This window comes from Vibrio sp. 1-2 (7-a) (assembly GCF_013048515.1).
Classification (GTDB): Bacteria; Pseudomonadota; Gammaproteobacteria; order Enterobacterales; family Vibrionaceae; genus Vibrio; species Vibrio diabolicus.
Window position 1 is genome coordinate 1221588 of record NZ_VHSQ01000001.1, and the last position, 17362, is coordinate 1238949.

Here is a 17362-nt window from a genome sequence, read left to right on the forward strand (position 1 = left end):
ACAGCATGGCTTTGTTGCGGTGATAAATCTGTGAGGAAGGCAAGCAAACCGCAGAGTTTACGGTTAATTAATCGACGAGCTGAAACATAAAATTACAACCATTCACCAAATTTAGCATTCCTCTCTGATACTCAATTCCATACATAAATTGCCCTTTAAAACATGATCGTGATCACATCGATTTTAGCGGTTTTTGAGGCGTTTTTAGACTTTCTAACGTATAATTTTTAATCAACGAAACCATTGAGAGTTTCGGTTAGAAAGCAGTGAAGCTGGAAGTCTATTAAAAGCTCAACATTGATGTCAGTGATTTGGAAACAAATAAAACAAAACACAAATACTGACTATATGACAAACACTTAGACACCATCTGAAAACTGGAAAACTATAAACAGAGGTGCATTTATAGTTAGAAGGAACACCAAACATGGAACGCGATACCTTTGGAATATGCCTGAATAAGGCGATGCTGTCAGAGAATATGTATTCAACGTTTACACACGTCAGGGCTTATGAAAAAAACAGAGGCGGTACTTCTGATCTCAAGGTCCTGTTGTCGTTCCCTCAAATGAGTGGAAAAGACCTATTGAATACGATGCGAGGTTCTCGTCAGCTTGAGTGGAGAGCAGAGTTTCACTGTCCATATACGAAGTAAACTTGTAGCATCTCCCGCGCCCAGCACAAACATAACTGGGCGCATACTACTACCCAATTTCCCCTCCTACTTAACACCAAGTTACGAATCCTTTATATTAGAGCTTATACTCTACGACAAAGCAGCCATTATGAAAAAAACAGGAAAGTTTTGGATACTGGGCTTACTTAGCAGCTCGATTTCCCTTGCCTGTCATGCGGCACCGATCACTTTTGATACCGCATGGCAGCTATTGCTAGAAAACAACTATTCTCTTAAAGCTCAACGCTCAAACGTCGAGAATTACCAATACCAAGAGAGTGCCACCAGCAATCTCAACTTACCTCAGGTTACCATTGGCGCGAATTACACGCGTTTAGATACCGATATCACGCTGTCGGGAAAACAGATCCTAGACAGCACAGGAACACACATTAACGTACCTCCTGCTTTTCAACCTATTTTTGGTGCCTTAGCTAATACCACTTCGACCATAACCGAACGCGATATTTTCTCTTCGTCTATTCGTGCCATTTGGCCAATTTTTACTGGTGGTCGTATTTCTGCTGCTCAATCAGCAGCAGAAGGCAAAACAGATGAGGCTAAAAGCCAGCTTCTAATGGAACAACAAGCGCGCTTTGAAGATTTGTCGAAGTACTACTTTTCTGTCGTGCTGGCAAAGGAAGTACTCGCAACGCGGCAAGCGGTTGAAGCTGGACTAAAAAAGCATAGAGATTTTGCCATTAAGCTTGAAGAGCAAGGACAAATCGCACACGTTGAGCGCCTGCAAGCCGAGGCTTCTCTAGATAAAGCATCTGTAGAAACACGTAAAGCCGCCAGCGATTTGAGTATCGCTCAAGCAGCATTAGGTAAATTACTTGCACAAGATGACGCCGTAGAGCCCGCTGAATCTTTGTTTATCAACGACAGTCTTCCTCCTCTTACCGCTTTTGTCGATCAAACGTTGCTTACCTATCCGGGGTTAGACCTTCTGAGCGCTAAACACAAACAAGCCTCTAGCTTAATCAAAGCAGAAAAAGGGAAATACTATCCTGAAGTTTACCTTTACGGCGACTACAGCTTGTATGAAGACGACTCTCTCGCAAGCCAAATGAAGCCTGACTGGTTAGTTGGTGTCGGTGTGAGCATTCCACTGATTGAATCAACAGGGCGAAGCGAAAAAGTCAAAGCAGCTCAAAGCGTCGTCTCGCAGGTCGATTCATTAAAGTCCCAAGCCAAACAAGATTTATCGCTGCTAGTACAAAAGACATACTTGGAGGCTCAGCAAGCCATTGATGAAGTACAAGGGCTCGAATCTAGCATTGAACTCGCTAACGAAAACCTGCGCTTGCGTGAAAAAGCATTTACTCAGGGTCTGTCGTCTTCTCTGGATGTTGTGGATGCACAGCTTTATGTCGCTAGTATAGAAACACAACGTTCAGCGGCGCGTTTCCGCTATTTAATATCTTTAACCAAGCTACTCGCATTGAGCAGTGAAATGAACAGCTTCGAACAATATCAAAATACCGCTTATATCCCTGCTTCAACATCCAAAGAGGTGAAATAAATCATGGCAGCTAAATCACTAAAACCCGTTTTACTCTCACTTTGTGCTCTGGGTGTTGCCTCTTGGGTTGGCTATCAATTTTACCAAGCCTATCAGCCAGAACCGATCCGCTTACAGGGATTGATTGAAGCCCAGCAATACAGCATTTCCTCAAAAGTTCCAGGGCGTATTGATGAGGTCATGGTCCGTAAAGGCAACGATGTAGAGAAAGGCCAGCTTATTTTTACCCTTCATAGTCCTGAAATTGAAGCGAAGTTAGAACAAGCAAAAGCAGGTGAAAAAGCGGCGGACGCCTTAGCTCAAGAAGCTGAGAAAGGCGCACGTGAGCAACAAATCCAAGCAGCAAAAGATCAGTGGATGAAAGCTAGAGCCGCCGCGAATTTAATGGAAAAAACCTACAATCGTGTGAATAACCTTTATAACGATGGCGTGGTTGCAGAACAAAAGCGCGATGAAGCTTTAACGCAATGGCAAGCAGCGAAATACACAGAAAGTGCCGCGTTTCAAATGTATGAAATGGCAAAAGAAGGCGCCAGAAGTGAAACCAAAGTGGCTGCGGCGGAAAAAGCGCGCATGGCATCAGGTGCCGTAGCCGAAGTAGAAGCGTATGCGAAAGATACTCAGATCTACAGCTGGTTTGACGGCGAAGTCTCTCAAGTTCTACTTCAAAGTGGTGAATTAGCACCTCAGGGCTTCCCGGTTGTTACTGTGATAGATACAGAAGATGCCTGGGCGACACTTAATGTGCGTGAAGATTACCTTCAACACTTTAAAAAAGGAGCAACCTTTGATGCCTATTTGCCTGCCTTAAATAAAAATGTTGAGTTCAAAGTAACGCATGTTGCGGTTATGGGTGACTTTGCAACGTGGAGAGCAACCGATGCTTCTCAAGGTTTTGATCTTCGTACCTTTGAAGTAGAAGCTCGTCCAGCTCAACCCGAACCTGAACTGCGTATGGGAATGAGTGTTGTCGTTGAACTTTAATCACAACCACTAGGTTAATGCTATGACGATTAAGATTTCACAGCGGCATATCTTACGACGAGATAAGTGGTTGCTTTCGTGCCTTACTTGGATACCGATTTTGCTCGCAATGATGATTTGGGGAGTGTTCTCTGCGGGCATTGCCCGGGATCTGCCAATCGGTGTGGTTGATCTACAACATTCCCAACTTTCTCGAAAGCTCATTCAATCTTTGGATGCGTCGTCGAGTCTGGTTGTTAATTATCACTACACCAGTGCAAGCGAAGCAAAAAATGCGATGATTGAAGGCGATATCTACGCTTACGCGGTCATCCCATCTAAGTTCGATCAAGATATTCTCCAGCACCGCCAACCTCAACTCTCTGTCTTTTACAACAGTCAGTACATTTTGGTAGCGAAATTGATCAACTCTGCCGTTGCGCAAGCACAAGGCTATTTCGATGCTCAGGTTGAAGTAATGAGCAACTTGGCTAAGGGTAACACCACAACGTTAGCAGCGGCTGGACAGGCTGTACCCGTGTCGACACAAATAACCGCATTATTTAACCGTAACAATAACTACGCACAATTTTTGGTAACGGCTATCGTGCCAGCCATTTGGCAAATATGTATTGTAGTAAGCACTATTTTGATTCTTGCCGCGCACTTTCGCATTTATGGTGGAAAGAATGGCTTTGCATTTTTGGGCGAAAAGCCATACGCCAGGCTCACTACCCTATTAAGTCAGTACATTCCGGTCTTTATGGCGCAAGGTGCGTTGTTCTTGTACTGGTTTTATTCCGTGCTTGATTGGCCAATGGAAGGCAGTTTTGTGGTTATGCTACTAGCACAATTGGCGACGGTTATCGCCTGTATCATTATGGGAGCGTTGTTCTTCTTCTTGTCGATGGATCCCGCACGTGCGATGAGTTTTGCTGGCGCGTTTACGGCTCCAAGTTTCGCGTTCATGGGAATTACATTCCCAGTTTCTGACATGAACACGCTCGCTTATGCATGGCGTTCATTATTGCCGATTACCCATTACATTGAAGTACAAGTGAGTCAAGCAAGCTATGGAGCATCGGCCGCACAATCTTTAAGCTCGCTATGGCCTATGATTGGTTACGTTGTGCCTCTGCTCATTACCGCAGCCTTGATGGGTAAACATCGAACAGCTTCATCAACACGCCAAGCGAAGGAGGCGGTATGACATTGTGGCAACTGATTAAAGCGGAACTTAAGGCCGTTCTAACCAATCCAGTCGTTACGTTGACCGTGTTTGGTGGTGTCGTATTTTACTCGTTTTTATACCCTTTGCCTTATGCACAACAAACGCCTCGTGAACAACCAATCGCGATTGTTAATTTAGATGGTAGTCAGACGAGTTTAAAGCTGGAACGTATGGTTGATGCCACTCCACAAGTCAACGTAGTTACTCGACTTCATACGATTGCCGATGCAAAACAAGCATTTTTACAACGAGAGATCACCGGTTTTTTAGTCATACCAGAACACTTTTACAAAGACCTAATGCTAGGTAAAAGCCCGACTCTAGCCTACGCTGCGGACGCCTCGTATTTTCTCGTGTACGGAATCGTGGTAGAGGGATTGGCCCAAGCGGGAGGCACATTAGGGGCCCAAGTGAAAGTCAGTAAAATGGTGATAGATGGTGTGCCCATGAGTATGGCTAGCCATAATTACTCTGCTATCAAGCTTAATATGAAACCGACGTTCAACCCAACCATGGGTTACATCGAATACGTAGTGCCAGCAGTATTTGTTCTGATTTTACAACAAACGTTGATCATGGCGGTTGGATTACAAACGGGAACACAGCGTCATGGTCGTGGCTACTGGTCTCAAGTATCAACGGGATCGCTGCTGCTTGTGAGAACGTTAGTATTTGTGGCAATTTATTATTTACTCGGCGCCTATTATTTTGGTTTTAGCTTCGAACGTTTAAGCGTAAACCATATCGCCAACGCGGGCGAACTACTGGCCATGTTGTTCCCGTTCTTTTTAGGTTGTTGCGGACTAGGCTTCTGGCTGGGTTACTTACTACCTAGGCGTGAACTGGTCACCTTAGTCGTCCTCGTGAGCTCTATGCCGCTCATTTTCTTGGCTGGTTTTATTTGGCCAGTTGAAGCTATTCCTGCTCCCCTACTATGGATTGCTGATTTAAGCCCAAGTACTTGGGCGATCAAAGCTTTCTTAGCGCTAAACCAAATGGGGGCAACCTGGCAACAAGTCGCACAACATTGGACGGCACTTTGGGCACTCACCGTGCTTTGGAGTAGCGTTGCGTACTGGATTGCTAAGCGCAATAACAAGCCAGTTGTAACAGAAAGTCTAAGTTGATTTCTCTCTACAGCTCAAAGATATAATCACAAATCAAAAACCTGATGGACGATCTGAGGGGCGAAGTATCGCCCCTTTTTTATTGGCGACGTTAGCCAACGTGATTGGAAAGTTCGTTTAGCATGCTTCAGCCTCTCTAAATGGCACCTTCGGAACGATCCCATGACCTTATCGACAAATAGTTGATTTTTTGGAAGCATTGTTTATGTCACATGTTGTAACATTGCTTACCTAACGTATTGTAACCAGAGAGAATTGGATGTCTAAAGCGGAATCATCTTCCAGAAAGTTAAGCTTTATTATTATTGGCCTCGTTTTTGTGGTTTGGCTATATAGCTTGTGGGCTGATCGAGTAACACCAATCACTGGCACCGCTCGGATTCATTCTTATCTTGTCCGTATTACTCCAGAGGTTTCGGGGAACCTAACTGAAATCCATGTTCGTAATAATCAAGTCGTCAATGCTGGTGATGTGCTTTTCGAAATTGATCCAAGAGATTATCAAATTAATCTGCGTTCAGCCGAAGCAAACTTAGCCATTGCTGGCCAAAACATTGGAGCCAACACCGCGGCTGTTGAAGTGGCACAAGCTAAGGTCATTGAATCACTCGCAGCTCGTGACAACGCAAGAGAACAAGCAGCTCGCGTAACCGAGCTCGCCGCAAAAGGGGTATTGAGTAAATCTGAGCTAGACAACGCCATCGAAGCCAAAGCACGAGCTCAAGCCACATTAGAGGCAGCAGAAGCGTCCTTAGCTCAAGCCAAGCATAATCTTGGCCCCGAAGGGCAAGATAATCCCCAGATTCTCGCAGCTATAGCAAATCTTGAAAAAGCGCAACTCGACTTACAACGGACGAAAGTGATTGCTCCATCAAAGGGGATCGTTTCTAACTTACAACTCACTGTTGGGCAAAAAGCGACAACTGGATCACCTCTTGTCACTTTCATTGATCCGAGAGGCGTGTGGGTATCAGCGCTTGTTCGCGAAAACTCACTCGAGCATGTTCGTGCGGGACAAAAAACAAAGATTGTGTTGGATGCTTTACCTGGCAGAGTGTTTGAAGGGCGAGTAGAAAGCATTGGTTGGGGTACTGGTGGCAGTAACGACGTCGATCCGACAACTGGCTTTTTGGTTGCAGACAATAATTCCTTAAATGCACAGCGCTATCCTGTAAATATTGTTTTTGAAGGCGGAGATATTCCCGAAAACGTACGTTATGGTTCGAAAGCAACGGTCGCTTTTTTAACTGAGCAAAGCACCTTTGGAGAGTGGCTGGCCTCTTTCTGGATGAGAGTGTTGAGTATCTGGACTTATGTTTCATAGTTCAGCAAATCCAATCATTAGATTGGTTTTCACTCCGATTCTTTTACTGTTTTACTTACAGTATTCAGGTGCGCCTACTCCCTTTATCGCGCCAATATTCGTTGTGATTTTTCTAACTCTGATGCCATCTAAGCCCCCGTTCAACATGATGTTGAAATTGCTGGTAATACTCTCACTTCTCAGCTTTGGCATCGTAACTTTAGCAGGAGCGCTCATGAGCTCTCCTAGTGGCTTCTTACTGTTTACTTGGTCACTTCTCTGTTGGAGTTATTACCGAAGTCATCGCGATCCCAAAGACATCGTTTCGACACTCACTTTGATTGTTGTATTGATTATCGTGGTCACAAGCCAACAAATGGGGTTGTCGCTTGAGGGGTTGCCATGGGTCTTATTTACTAGTTTCATTGTTGCGTTGGTTGCCACATATATTAGCTTTTGGCTATTCCCTGGGGACGAAAAAGATATACAACCAGACCAAACCACTCTTGATGGTGCAAACGAACATATCGGGCTTATCGTCTTTAAAGCAACCGCATTGTGTGTTGTTTTGTACGCGCTAATATCATCTGGAAGCTCTCAAACGCTATTGATCGCAATAACATTTGGCAGCATGATTAAGCACCCAGTTAATCAAGACAGTCATTCCTTTGGGCGGTATCGAATTATCACTACAAGCCTAGGGATCTTGTTTACTATTCCATGCATGATTGCAGTAGCCACAGGTGCACCTACTTACGTTGTACTTGGCGTTACCATCTTTTGTGGCCTGCAACTAGCGTGTTTTGCAATACGTCGACAGACACACTTAACCATCTATCAATTGCTTTTTACTAACTTCACTGTGCTGACTTACCAGATTATTAACAATACGGGCATCGAATCATTTTCTGCTCAAATGACTCGATTCGTCTCTATTTCTATCGCTATAGTTCTAGGGGTACTGGTTCTCAATTTATTTAGATCAGAGCAAGAGGTGAAATAACTGCAGTCTTTTTTCAAATGAGAAGCCGGGTTAAAAGCCGCTGCCTACATTAAAGTAGATAGCACTTTCTTCGTCACTCAACGCATAGTCCATGCCTATGTGTAGACCATATCGACGAGCAATTTGATAACGAAAACGTACACTACCAGTATCAACTCGACTGACTACGTTGAATGGCTTGACCCACGCCATAAACCCACTCACTTTCCAACGATGGTTGATGCTGTAAATAAGTTGAGCTTGCAAGGCTTCGATTTCATCACCTTGGTAACGGTATGAAGAAACACCCCGCAGTGCAACGTACGGCTTTGCAGTCGGTGACACCATAGAACCTTTCTGTTCGAAATGTTGATCATTGCCAGCAAAAACCTAATGTCAATTTTTCCACAATCGGAATGTAGACTTCTGCCTCAAGGTTGAAAGTACGATAATTATAATCACTGCCTAATGCCTCATCGTAAATCATATAGTCAGCAGCCACTTTATACCCTTTGCTAGGGTAAAAGAGGTTATCGCGAGTATCGTATTCAGCGAGCACACCTAACCCAGACGTTACAGCTTCACTTCCAAGGGTAAGTTGCATGACCTTATCTATCAGCTTGCTATCCGATTCCACTTTAGACTTCGCCAACATTTGTTTTACACCAAGCATTAATGGCGTATCGGCAATACGGAATTGCACTTTTTGAGCCAGCACTGCGACCGATGTTTTGGTTCCAAATTTGATTTCCTTATCAATCGGGCCAAAGGAGAGCTTTTTATACAGATCTAAGTTAGCCACCACCACCTACATAGCGAATAGAGTCATTAAGCCAAGAGCGTCGGTGTCCACCAAACGCAAACCAAGTACCATTCTCAGTACCTAATGCGCCTGCGACGGTCATTGCACTCGGTACGAGCTGTGATCCTCCATCTATTGCTGCTAACGCCACTTGTTTTCTTTTGTGTTTCTCTTCTTGCGTTTCATGCAAAAACAAACATGCGTAAACTACAAGTAACCAATAAAGGAAAATAAGCCTATCTATATGTGATAATTCAACTTCTGGCAACCACGGAATAGAGATGGTATTGCTGGTGAACTTCACTCCAATAACTAGGTGAAATAAACCAATACAAAATAACGTTATTACGACTTCGGATTGAAGTAATATCATCAGGAGCGAATATAAATAGTGCAAAATCTACAGTTGACGATTTCTCAACCAAATCATCAATGGTTGACGAAGAAAGCTTAAATGTGCCGTTTTTCCATATAGTCACTTCAAAATCGTGATCTAAATTTACATTAACAGCCTCAGCGATGGGTAAGCTTTCTGCCGAGGAAGCTATGAATAACCTTGGTTTTCTCACATGTAACTCCGTCTATATTATTTTTGTGCTAACGCCGCATTAAGGGGTGAACAACGCCACCACCTAACCTAAACCACTGTGCCGTAAACACTAAAGCTAATTCAAACCAAAACTTCCGAGCGTTGTGAATCCCTCTTAAATGCTTTGTTATAGCGCATTTCCATTTACCAACGACCAATGGTAAGGCATTAATTCACGGATGGTTTTAAATACCAGCTTATTGTTTTCGTTTGAGATTGCTGCTTTGACATCGCCACCCCAATGAACCAAACGTTCTTGGCAAATACCGCACGGGGATAGAACCAAAAAGTCTCCATTTTCATCTTCACGGCATATACACAACGAATGGGTTACAGCTTCGTCTAATTTGTGAGCTTCCAAATAAGCCCCAACTTCCATACAAAGTGATAACGCATCATTTTTCACATCTGGGGCAACACTAGTTAGAATTTTTCCTGATTGGGTTCTCACTGCCGCCGCCCCGCCCCAACCCGTCGGATATCGAGTCTCTATTAATTGCACTGCTGCGTCATACAGATCTTTTTCTATTCTTTCCATTCCACCAATTCCGAATTTTCGAGTGCGCTATAACGCCTTGTTAAGGTGTGAGGCACGCAATACCTAGTCTCTGCATACCACCTTAACCACTAAAACTAACGCATAGTAAAAATGCCACGCGTGCCGAATCACTCTTGAACAATTTGTTATGCTCGTTCTTTTGGGGTTTGTAAAAGACTTACAAGATCCAAAACTGCGGTAGTTTCAAAGCGATCTAGTTTTGGTAAGACATAACTATCGTTCACCGTTTTTAAAGTAATTTCTTTGATCACTGCACCGTCCCTTGAGTAAGTCGTATCATAGGACTCAACATCACATACACTCAAATGCCAAAGTGCGCTATTTCCCAGTTTAAGACTAATACGCCCACCTAGAACCTCGATGCTGTAAAGACCATTTTTATCCGGAAACTTTTGCTGTAACAATAAGCTAATTGCGACTATCGAGCTCAAACCTAGCGCTACAAATAAGCTTCCTGATGCAATAGAAATAACGATAATACCTATAGTGCCGATTAAAATTGCACCTTTATTCAAAGCTTTATCTTTTTCCCTGAGATACACAACTCCCTCCTGAGAGCATAACGCCCAATTAAGGGGTGAGTAACGCAACACCAATGCCGCCGCAAACCGCCTTAATCACTAAAATTAACGCATAGTAAAAATGCCACGCGTTACGAATCCCTCTTGAATTGTTTGTTAGCACGCTGCTCTTAAAGCCTTTGAAACACACCAAAGCATTAAAACATGGCACTAAATTTATGGCATAAAACACCAAAACCAAACGGACAGCTGCCAAACTAAAAACAAACTTCAAGACGTAAGTTGGCTAGAAGAAAAACATGCTTAACTGCCCTTTTTCACCGCTTTCAAATTAGCAAAGAATACGGGCTTGGAACTTGAACAATAGCGACAAAGAAATACTTGTTTTGCCGAAAACCTCTCGGCGCCAAAGAAACCACGCCAGAGAAATAGCCCGAAAGTTAGAAACCGTAAACGATGAAGTCAAAGCGAAAACTTCGCATATAGTGCCACCGGAGCGAACATGAAAGGTACATTTGATCAGGTGTAAAGCTAGGAAAACAAACCAATAAACACAGAAACGTTTAACCTTTGAAGCCAACCCAGTGCTAACGCCCAATTAAGGTGTGAGCCACGCGACCACAACACTTAATTTGGACGCCATAAACACTGAACTGAACCCAAACCAAAAATGCCAAGCGTGCTGAATCACTCTTAAATTGTTTGTTATAGCTCTGCGATGTGCGACAGAGTTTCTGGGTGACGCTGTACCAACTTTAGAAGAGTAACAGCTTGCCCATTTGGTGCGCTACGCCCCTGCTCCCAGTTTTCTAATGTACGTGATGATGTATGTAGCAAACGTGCAAATACACCACGAGACATATTAAATTGCTCACGAATACTAACAATTTCATCAGGCGAGATGTTTAACTCGCTGATGTCATTAATTTGGTGCGTTTTCAGAGTTACTTTACCCTCTGAATGCTCCTTAGCTTCAACAAGTGCTGAACTTAGTTCTGCAAATAGGTCACGATTGCTCATTGCGCCACGCCTCCATAAAAGCCTTTAACTGTTTCTTTTGATCTGCGGTTAAGTCTGACATTTCATTTTTGCCGTAAATGGTCAGCAAATAGAAACGACGCTTTTCATCGAGGAAGTAATAGATAACACGTGAACCACCAGGCTTGCCCTTACCTTTGCTTGCAACTCGAATCTTACGCAAACCACCTGTACCTTGAATTACGTCACCTTGCTTCGGGTTCGACATAAGTTCAGCTTGGAACAGTCGAAACTCCTCGTCACTGAGGTATTCATTTCGGTACTTTTCAAATATGGTTGATTCAACAAATACACTTTTCATAAGCAAAGTGTACGCAAATAACGTATGGAAAGCAAACTATACGTGAATAACGTAGCAATTTAATTTGGGAGTGAGAAGCTGACCAGAGCTATAACGCCGCGTTAAGTGGTGAGCAACGCAGACCACCAAACCTAAGCCATTGTGCCGTAAACACTAAAGCTGAATCAAACCGAAAATGCCAAGCGTTGGGAATCCGTCTTAAACGCTTTGTTATGATTGTGGTTGGGGAATCGTATATTCGTAAAAAGACACGCCACTTTCATTCGCTGGTTGTTCTATAAAGCCTAACTTTTTGAGCAAGTTAGCTGAAGCAACGTTAGATTTTTCAACGCCACCAACAAGCTTTAGCCACGACTCAGTTTCAACTATTTCTTCGATAAAACTTTTCAGTAGCTCACTCGCCAACCCTTTACCCCAATATTCTTCACTGAGTAAGTAACCTATATGCGCTTCACTTTCGCTCTCTACATAGGCGAAGAGAAAACCGATTAACTCTTGCTCCTCCGATTTTACTTGAAGCAGCCGACTCTCCGACAACATTCGTTCAAGCCAAGCTCTAGCCAATTCACCGGAAGTAATACCATGAAAATATGGAGGCAAGTTTTCAACAACTAGTGGCGTTAGAATATTAGGGATCTGTTCGACCAGAATTGAGCGCTCAGTTAACGAAAGGTCACCTGAGACTTCAGTTACTCTCAGCCTCTAAGTTTCAAACGATATTGTCATAGAACCTGCCTATTTCGATAAAAATCATAACGCCGCATTAAGGTGTGAGCAACGCTACCACCAGACGAAACCTGTACGCCTTAAACACGAAACCCAACGATGACATAAAAAATGCCAAGCGTTGGGAATCACTCTTAAGAATTACCAATTACGTTTCACACCATCTCACCAAGCGCCAAATTTAACTATAAATCATTGATTTAAAATAATTTAAATCTCTTTCAACATCACATCATCTCACTACATCTCACAGCTCCGCCCCCCCCTTGCGTCCCCCTAAAACCGTTGTTAACTTGAAGGGGAACACTCAAATAAATGGAGGATAACAGCATGGCTGGTATCAATAGATTAAGTAATACACAAGTAAAAAATGCAGCATCAAGTGATAAAGAATACTCGCTTTCCGATGGTGGCAATCTTTATCTTCGAGTCCGAAAAAACGGCTCAAAAAATTGGCAATTTATTTACACTGACCTTATCACGAAAAAGCGAAAAAAAATGGGGCTGGGATCTTACCCAAACGTAACACTTGCAGAAGTGCGTAAAACAGCCCAAGAGCTTCGTATACAAATGGCCAATAACATCGACCCTAAAGTATATCGAGAAAAGCAAAAGCTGGACCGTGATCTCGAAAACGGATTGACGTTTAAAGTGGTAGCAGAGCGTATGCTTGAACGAGACGAAGCTAAAGAGACAACTAGGCGTAACGTGCTTCTTGAAGAGGCTCGCAAAGAGGCCAAAAAAAACGGTACAAACTTTGGGGAAGAAGAGATAAAACGCATAAAAGAACACGTAAGAACCTCTCATCGTAAGCGGCTATTTTTCAAGCGACACTTGTATCCTAGACTAGGTAACTTGCCTCTCAGCTTCATTACAACAACTGGGGTGATCGAGGTTATAAGCCCTCTTCAAGCCAAAGGGCAACTTGAAAATGTTAAACGAGCTTGTTCGTTAGCCAACCAAGTGATGCGTTTTGCTGTCAATCGACGTTACATTGCAAGCAATTGCTTAGCAGACATAAAGGACGAGTTTGAGAAATCGAAGGTGGTTCACATGCCGTCTGTTGCGCCAGATGAACTAGAAGACGTCATGCGCATCATGTCGAACCACAACATGAAACTCGTGACGCGATGCGCTTTTGAAATGCAACTCCACACCATGACACGTGCATTTGAACTAGCATCTATGCGCTGGTGTGACATTGATTTTGAGAACAAGCTTTGGATAGTACCCAATTTCTATACTAAATGTGTACGTGAGCACCTTGTTCCGTTAAACGAGTACACCCTTGGCATTTTAGAATTAATGAAGCCGATATCTGGTGATGAGGTGCATGTGTTCCCATCAGACAAACCCAATACCAAATATCCGCACATCAGTCCTTATGCGGTCAATTCATCACTCAATCTGACTACACTCAAAGGCCGATTAGTGAGTCATGGATTTAGAGGAATAGCGAGTACCTATCTGAATGAGAATACGGATTTCAAAGTGGATGCGATTGAGATGTGCTTAGCTCACCTGGACAGCAATACCACTCGTGCCTCGTACAATAGCGCAAAATACCTCGAAGAACGGTATGAGATCCACAAATGCTGGAGCGAGTACATTGTTAAATCAACGGGCAAGCACTATTCAATTGCTGGGCAATATGGTCAACCAAACAAGCTCATCGCATAATTCATTTGTCACTTAACGTTAAGCTAATCATTTCCCTACTTGCAGCTTAACACTCAACTAAAACCCTCAATTTTTACAGCCTTAACGATTTAAGGGTGCGGATTTTTGCACCCTAAATTCAGCCAAGAAGGAATCACGCCTATGCCAAATTCGAACTTACATCAAACTCACTTAAGCCAATTTGAGGTAAAACCCATCAGCGAACACCCACGCTTTGGTGAAATGCAAGCACTGCGCCGTCTACGTCGAAAAGGCCGCCCAACCGTCACTCATCAAACTGAAAACATCGGAATAAAGCAACACCGTCAGCTTAGCGCCCATCATATCTCCACCAATCAGCATGGCATTTATCAAGTCAAAATCACACCGCCATTATCATTAAGAATCTCAGGCCACACTGGGTCTCATTATTTTGTGGCACTAAAAACAGATGAACTACAACATGCAATAAGCAGAGCGAAAGCAGTGCGCTTACAAGCTAAGTGCTTTTTCAAAAACAACCCCCATGACCTTCCCGACTCTTTGTCATTGAGTCAGCAATTATTAGTGCAAATCCATTTAATGGCTAAACATTTTCCTGTGGTTCGTGCTTACAAACACAAACCGTCAACAGACGATTTCCCAACCTTGCCCTCTTTAGATTTGTGCAACGCAGAAGAGGACATTCGTTTTCCATACCTCAATTGGTTAAGTGAATTGATGGAAGAGCGCGAGCATTCAGGAATACCTCGATTCAGACTCAATCAGATTGCAGATTACCTTCATCAGTTTTTACGCTTCGTTGACGACAACCACTCCAGCAGCAATGAAAGGCTATACATACAGACGCGAGACATTCGCCAATATCGTGAGTCACTCCGACAATCTAACGTATGCCACAAAGAGCAAAAACAGCGTATTGACGCCATTCGTTTTTACTTCCGCTGGCTGACCTATCGAGGCTATGACACTACTCCAAGACTGACAAGTCCTCTTTTCTCTTAATTAGGAGTTTAACCATGATGATGACTAACCCTATACGCCTCAGCGTCATTTCTGCACTCGATGAAGGCCTAGCTTACTCCCATTCAGACTACTTTGCGCCGCTTCTGATGCAAGGTATCAGTGCCGTGGACATCGGTCTAATTGAACTGGTCACCACGATTCTGCGCAGTGAACCTTATCTCAATGAAACCGACCTGCTCGAGCGTGGTGTGAGCCAAAAACAAATCCAACGGACGTTGGGTGGTTTTGACAACTTCAAGCAACTGCTGAAGGTTGATGATTATTGTTTTAGCGATTTACTACGAGATAACAATTGGGATATTAGCCACGGCATTACGCTCTCGTACTTCCAATACCAGAAATTTTATCAAGATATACGCAGAGACTACATTCAAGGCCATATTGCTGACATGCATCCAAACTTATCGGTGTTACTCAATGATGATTACTCAATTCACTCCGTTCCTATCACCCGAAGCCATTACGCCACCGTTCCCGCTACAGACGCCGAAGCAGCGGCGGTGAGTTTTGCTTTACTGTTTCGAGACTACGAATTCATTGAGTATGACGAATCGAAATCGCTCCTGACTTTACAAGCGCATCGCCGAGATAAAGCTGCCGTCATAGAGGTGCGTTGCCTCGCTTCGAAATTTTGTCAAAACACGGCAGCAGGGATTTGTGTAGTCGATGACGCTCAAGCCATGACTAAGCTCAGAAATCAGAAGAAGATTCTTGATTTTAAAACCCTGATTGAGAGAAACACGCGTAACACCAGAATACCAACTTAGACACCTTGAACATCCCAAACATGGCATTAGAACTAGAGATACAGCTTTCTTTTAAGAAAGCTGTTTTACTCTCTTTTGGACATTTGTGAGTTGAACGAAGCCGCCCCGCGGCAGAAACGAATAAGCACCACAATCATACTCTTTAGTAACACCATCATGTCGGTGGTGTGTTACTGGAGAGAAAACACTATGACCCCGTCTGAAAAGGAGCGCTTTGACGCCTTATATCAACAACACCTTACCCAACTCAAGCTTCAAGGTAAGCGAGCAAAAACCATCTCTGCATACTCTCTTGCTGTGCGACGTATCACCGAGTACTTTGATCGGTATCCTGATACACTGACCATTGAAGGCCTGCGACGATATTTCAGTCAACTGATTGGGCAGGTCTCCTGGAGCACGATTAAACTTGACCGCTGTGGGCTTCAATTCTTATACAAACGCTCAACAAACAGTGGGAATGGATCGGCATCTCAAGCCTCCGAAAGTCAAACGTCTTCCGAATATCATTTCTCCTGAGCAAGTCGCTCAGATTATTAACACCACCCGTGAACCCCGTTACCGAGTGTTATTCTTACTTTATACACGATGGGGCTTCGGATTAATGAGGCTCTCAATCTCACATCGCTGATATCGACAATCATAATATGCAAGTCCATATTCGCTATGGAAAAGGCGGCAAAGATCGATTGGTCCCACTCCCTCACAGAACGCTTCATACTTTACGCCGATACTGGTGTTCCCACCGACATCCCCAACTGTTATTCCTAAGCAAAGGTAAGTGTTGCGATGTCGCTTTTAATGATCAAGGAGCACAAAAAGCGCTTAATCAGGTTGTATAGGATGTGGTATTCATAAGCGAATTACACCTCACTCACTTCGACATTGCTTTGCAACCCACCTCTTAGAGCAAGGGCTTGACCTGCGTTCACTGCAAATACTTCTCGGTCATGCGAGTTTAAATACAACGGCTCGTTATACTCAACTCACACAACTCAAGTTACATGATGCTAATCAAGCCCTCAATCAACTGGCTGACCGCCTGCATCTCGACTGGAAGTTGACCGTATGAGCACTTTTATCGACCTGTTGCGCCAACATCGTCACGAGCTTGAACAAGACTATGGGCATCACTTTAACAGCGATATCAAACGATCCATCTCTGCCATGTTACGGTGTAAAACAGAGAAACAAGGACTTTCGCAGTGGTATTGCTCCCACTGCCACCATGACGACCGTCTCACTCTCTCGTGTGGAAATCGTCACAGTCCTCAATGTCAGCATCGTACAACATCCGACTGGCTTGAAAGACAGAAAAGTAAGCCGCTTCCAGTTCATTACTACATGGTAACCTTCACATTACCTTATGAACTGAGAAGCTTAGCTCGATCTGCTCCCCGAGCGCTTTAGCAAGCCATGTTCCGTGTGGCTTCATCTACGTTAAAAGACTTTGCTCACAGGCAAAACCAAGGTGAGTTGGGATTTACCATCGTCCTTCATACACACAGCCGAAAGCGAGAGCGAGAGCTACATCCTCACTTAGTACGGCAGAACTCTATGGGCGGTG

General features: G+C 43.8%; 16 protein-coding genes and 3 pseudogenes. 12 read left to right on the top strand and 7 right to left on the bottom strand.

From position 1 onward, the window contains the following. Nucleotides 1-427 precede the first annotated feature (427 nt). From FKN08_RS05405 to FKN08_RS05435, 7 genes are all read left to right on the top strand, one after another. Entirely contained in the window at nt 428-655 is a 228-nt protein-coding gene (locus FKN08_RS05405) for a hypothetical protein (RefSeq protein WP_170891487.1), read from the top strand. Between the two features lie 130 nt (nt 656-785). After that, nucleotides 786-2201, top strand: a complete 1416-nt coding sequence (locus FKN08_RS05410) for a TolC family protein (protein WP_046874906.1) — start codon at nt 786-788, stop codon at nt 2199-2201. 3 nt (nt 2202-2204) lie between these two features. Then, nucleotides 2205-3185, top strand: a complete 981-nt coding sequence (locus FKN08_RS05415; protein ID WP_170891488.1) for an efflux RND transporter periplasmic adaptor subunit — start codon at nt 2205-2207, stop codon at nt 3183-3185. Between the two features lie 22 nt (nt 3186-3207). Beyond that, a complete protein-coding gene (locus tag FKN08_RS05420; RefSeq protein ID WP_170891489.1) occupies nt 3208-4374 on the top strand; it encodes an ABC transporter permease in 1167 nt (388 codons plus the stop codon). Continuing rightward, nucleotides 4371-5522: an ABC transporter permease gene (locus FKN08_RS05425; protein WP_170891490.1), complete on the top strand. Its 1152-nt coding sequence runs from the start codon at nt 4371-4373 to the stop codon at nt 5520-5522. The genes FKN08_RS05420 and FKN08_RS05425 overlap by 4 nt, the downstream gene beginning before the upstream one ends. 259 nt (nt 5523-5781) lie before the next feature. Further along, nucleotides 5782-6846: an HlyD family secretion protein gene (locus FKN08_RS05430; protein ID WP_046875202.1), complete on the top strand. Its 1065-nt coding sequence runs from the start codon at nt 5782-5784 to the stop codon at nt 6844-6846. Further along, nucleotides 6836-7828 carry a DUF2955 domain-containing protein gene (locus FKN08_RS05435; protein WP_170891491.1) on the top strand — a complete coding sequence of 331 codons (993 nt, stop codon included), beginning with the start codon at nt 6836-6838 and terminating at the stop codon, nt 7826-7828. Before FKN08_RS05430 ends, FKN08_RS05435 begins: the two co-directional genes overlap by 11 nt. A gap of 30 nt (nt 7829-7858) precedes the next feature. On the opposite strand, the pseudogene FKN08_RS05440 reads toward FKN08_RS05435, so the two are convergent. The 7 genes and pseudogenes from FKN08_RS05440 to FKN08_RS05480 all read right to left on the bottom strand — a co-directional run. Next, a pseudogene (locus tag FKN08_RS05440) lies at nt 7859-8811 on the bottom strand (BamA/TamA family outer membrane protein); the annotation flags it as partial. A 52-nt stretch (nt 8812-8863) separates the two neighbouring features. Further along, nucleotides 8864-9178 (bottom strand): TIR domain-containing protein, encoded by a 315-nt coding sequence (locus FKN08_RS05445; protein WP_282136928.1) that lies wholly within the window; start codon nt 9176-9178, stop codon nt 8864-8866. Nucleotides 9179-9325: 147 nt separating this feature from the next. After that, nucleotides 9326-9736: a cytidine deaminase gene (locus FKN08_RS05450; protein WP_170891492.1), complete on the bottom strand. Its 411-nt coding sequence runs from the start codon at nt 9734-9736 to the stop codon at nt 9326-9328. Nucleotides 9737-9882: 146 nt separating this feature from the next. Further along, nucleotides 9883-10299, bottom strand: coding sequence for a hypothetical protein (locus tag FKN08_RS05460; RefSeq protein WP_145531939.1), 417 nt, complete (start codon nt 10297-10299; stop codon nt 9883-9885). A gap of 684 nt (nt 10300-10983) precedes the next feature. Continuing rightward, nucleotides 10984-11298 carry a DNA-binding transcriptional regulator gene (locus tag FKN08_RS05470; protein WP_089202944.1) on the bottom strand — a complete coding sequence of 105 codons (315 nt, stop codon included), beginning with the start codon at nt 11296-11298 and terminating at the stop codon, nt 10984-10986. After that, on the bottom strand, nt 11285-11617 hold the full coding sequence (locus FKN08_RS05475; RefSeq protein WP_170891493.1) for a type II toxin-antitoxin system RelE/ParE family toxin: 333 nt from the start codon (nt 11615-11617) through the stop codon (nt 11285-11287). The genes FKN08_RS05470 and FKN08_RS05475 overlap by 14 nt, the downstream gene beginning before the upstream one ends. A gap of 210 nt (nt 11618-11827) precedes the next feature. Beyond that, nucleotides 11828-12316 carry a GNAT family N-acetyltransferase gene (locus FKN08_RS05480; protein WP_249373376.1) on the bottom strand — a complete coding sequence of 163 codons (489 nt, stop codon included), beginning with the start codon at nt 12314-12316 and terminating at the stop codon, nt 11828-11830. 357 nt (nt 12317-12673) lie between these two features. Between FKN08_RS05480 and FKN08_RS05485 the strand changes: the two genes are divergently transcribed. The 5 genes and pseudogenes from FKN08_RS05485 to FKN08_RS05505 form a co-directional block, all read left to right on the top strand. Next, nucleotides 12674-14023, top strand: a complete 1350-nt coding sequence (locus FKN08_RS05485) for an integrase arm-type DNA-binding domain-containing protein (RefSeq protein ID WP_170891494.1) — start codon at nt 12674-12676, stop codon at nt 14021-14023. Nucleotides 14024-14164: 141 nt separating this feature from the next. After that, nucleotides 14165-15007 carry a hypothetical protein gene (locus tag FKN08_RS05490; protein WP_170891495.1) on the top strand — a complete coding sequence of 281 codons (843 nt, stop codon included), beginning with the start codon at nt 14165-14167 and terminating at the stop codon, nt 15005-15007. 14 nt (nt 15008-15021) lie between these two features. Then, complete coding sequence (locus tag FKN08_RS05495; RefSeq protein WP_170891496.1) at nt 15022-15795, top strand: hypothetical protein; 774 nt, start codon at nt 15022-15024, stop codon at nt 15793-15795. A gap of 189 nt (nt 15796-15984) precedes the next feature. Continuing rightward, nucleotides 15985-16867: pseudogene (locus FKN08_RS05500) on the top strand (tyrosine-type recombinase/integrase). Then, nucleotides 16864-17337 (top strand): annotated as a pseudogene (locus tag FKN08_RS05505) (transposase zinc-binding domain-containing protein); the annotation flags it as partial. The pseudogenes FKN08_RS05500 and FKN08_RS05505, both read left to right, overlap by 4 nt. Nucleotides 17338-17362: the final 25 nt, after the last annotated feature.

Coding starts and splice junctions, on each gene's coding strand:
- FKN08_RS05405 (WP_170891487.1), top strand. CDS start 428: ATGGAACGCGATACCTTTGGAATATGCCTGAATAAGGCGATGCTGTCA.
- FKN08_RS05410 (WP_046874906.1), top strand. CDS start 786: ATGAAAAAAACAGGAAAGTTTTGGATACTGGGCTTACTTAGCAGCTCG.
- FKN08_RS05415 (WP_170891488.1), top strand. CDS start 2,205: ATGGCAGCTAAATCACTAAAACCCGTTTTACTCTCACTTTGTGCTCTG.
- FKN08_RS05420 (WP_170891489.1), top strand. CDS start 3,208: ATGACGATTAAGATTTCACAGCGGCATATCTTACGACGAGATAAGTGG.
- FKN08_RS05425 (WP_170891490.1), top strand. CDS start 4,371: ATGACATTGTGGCAACTGATTAAAGCGGAACTTAAGGCCGTTCTAACC.
- FKN08_RS05430 (WP_046875202.1), top strand. CDS start 5,782: ATGTCTAAAGCGGAATCATCTTCCAGAAAGTTAAGCTTTATTATTATT.
- FKN08_RS05435 (WP_170891491.1), top strand. CDS start 6,836: ATGTTTCATAGTTCAGCAAATCCAATCATTAGATTGGTTTTCACTCCG.
- FKN08_RS05450 (WP_170891492.1), bottom strand. CDS start 9,736: ATGGAAAGAATAGAAAAAGATCTGTATGACGCAGCAGTGCAATTAATA.
- FKN08_RS05470 (WP_089202944.1), bottom strand. CDS start 11,298: ATGAGCAATCGTGACCTATTTGCAGAACTAAGTTCAGCACTTGTTGAA.
- FKN08_RS05475 (WP_170891493.1), bottom strand. CDS start 11,617: ATGAAAAGTGTATTTGTTGAATCAACCATATTTGAAAAGTACCGAAAT.
- FKN08_RS05485 (WP_170891494.1), top strand. CDS start 12,674: ATGGCTGGTATCAATAGATTAAGTAATACACAAGTAAAAAATGCAGCA.
- FKN08_RS05490 (WP_170891495.1), top strand. CDS start 14,165: ATGCCAAATTCGAACTTACATCAAACTCACTTAAGCCAATTTGAGGTA.
- FKN08_RS05495 (WP_170891496.1), top strand. CDS start 15,022: ATGATGATGACTAACCCTATACGCCTCAGCGTCATTTCTGCACTCGAT.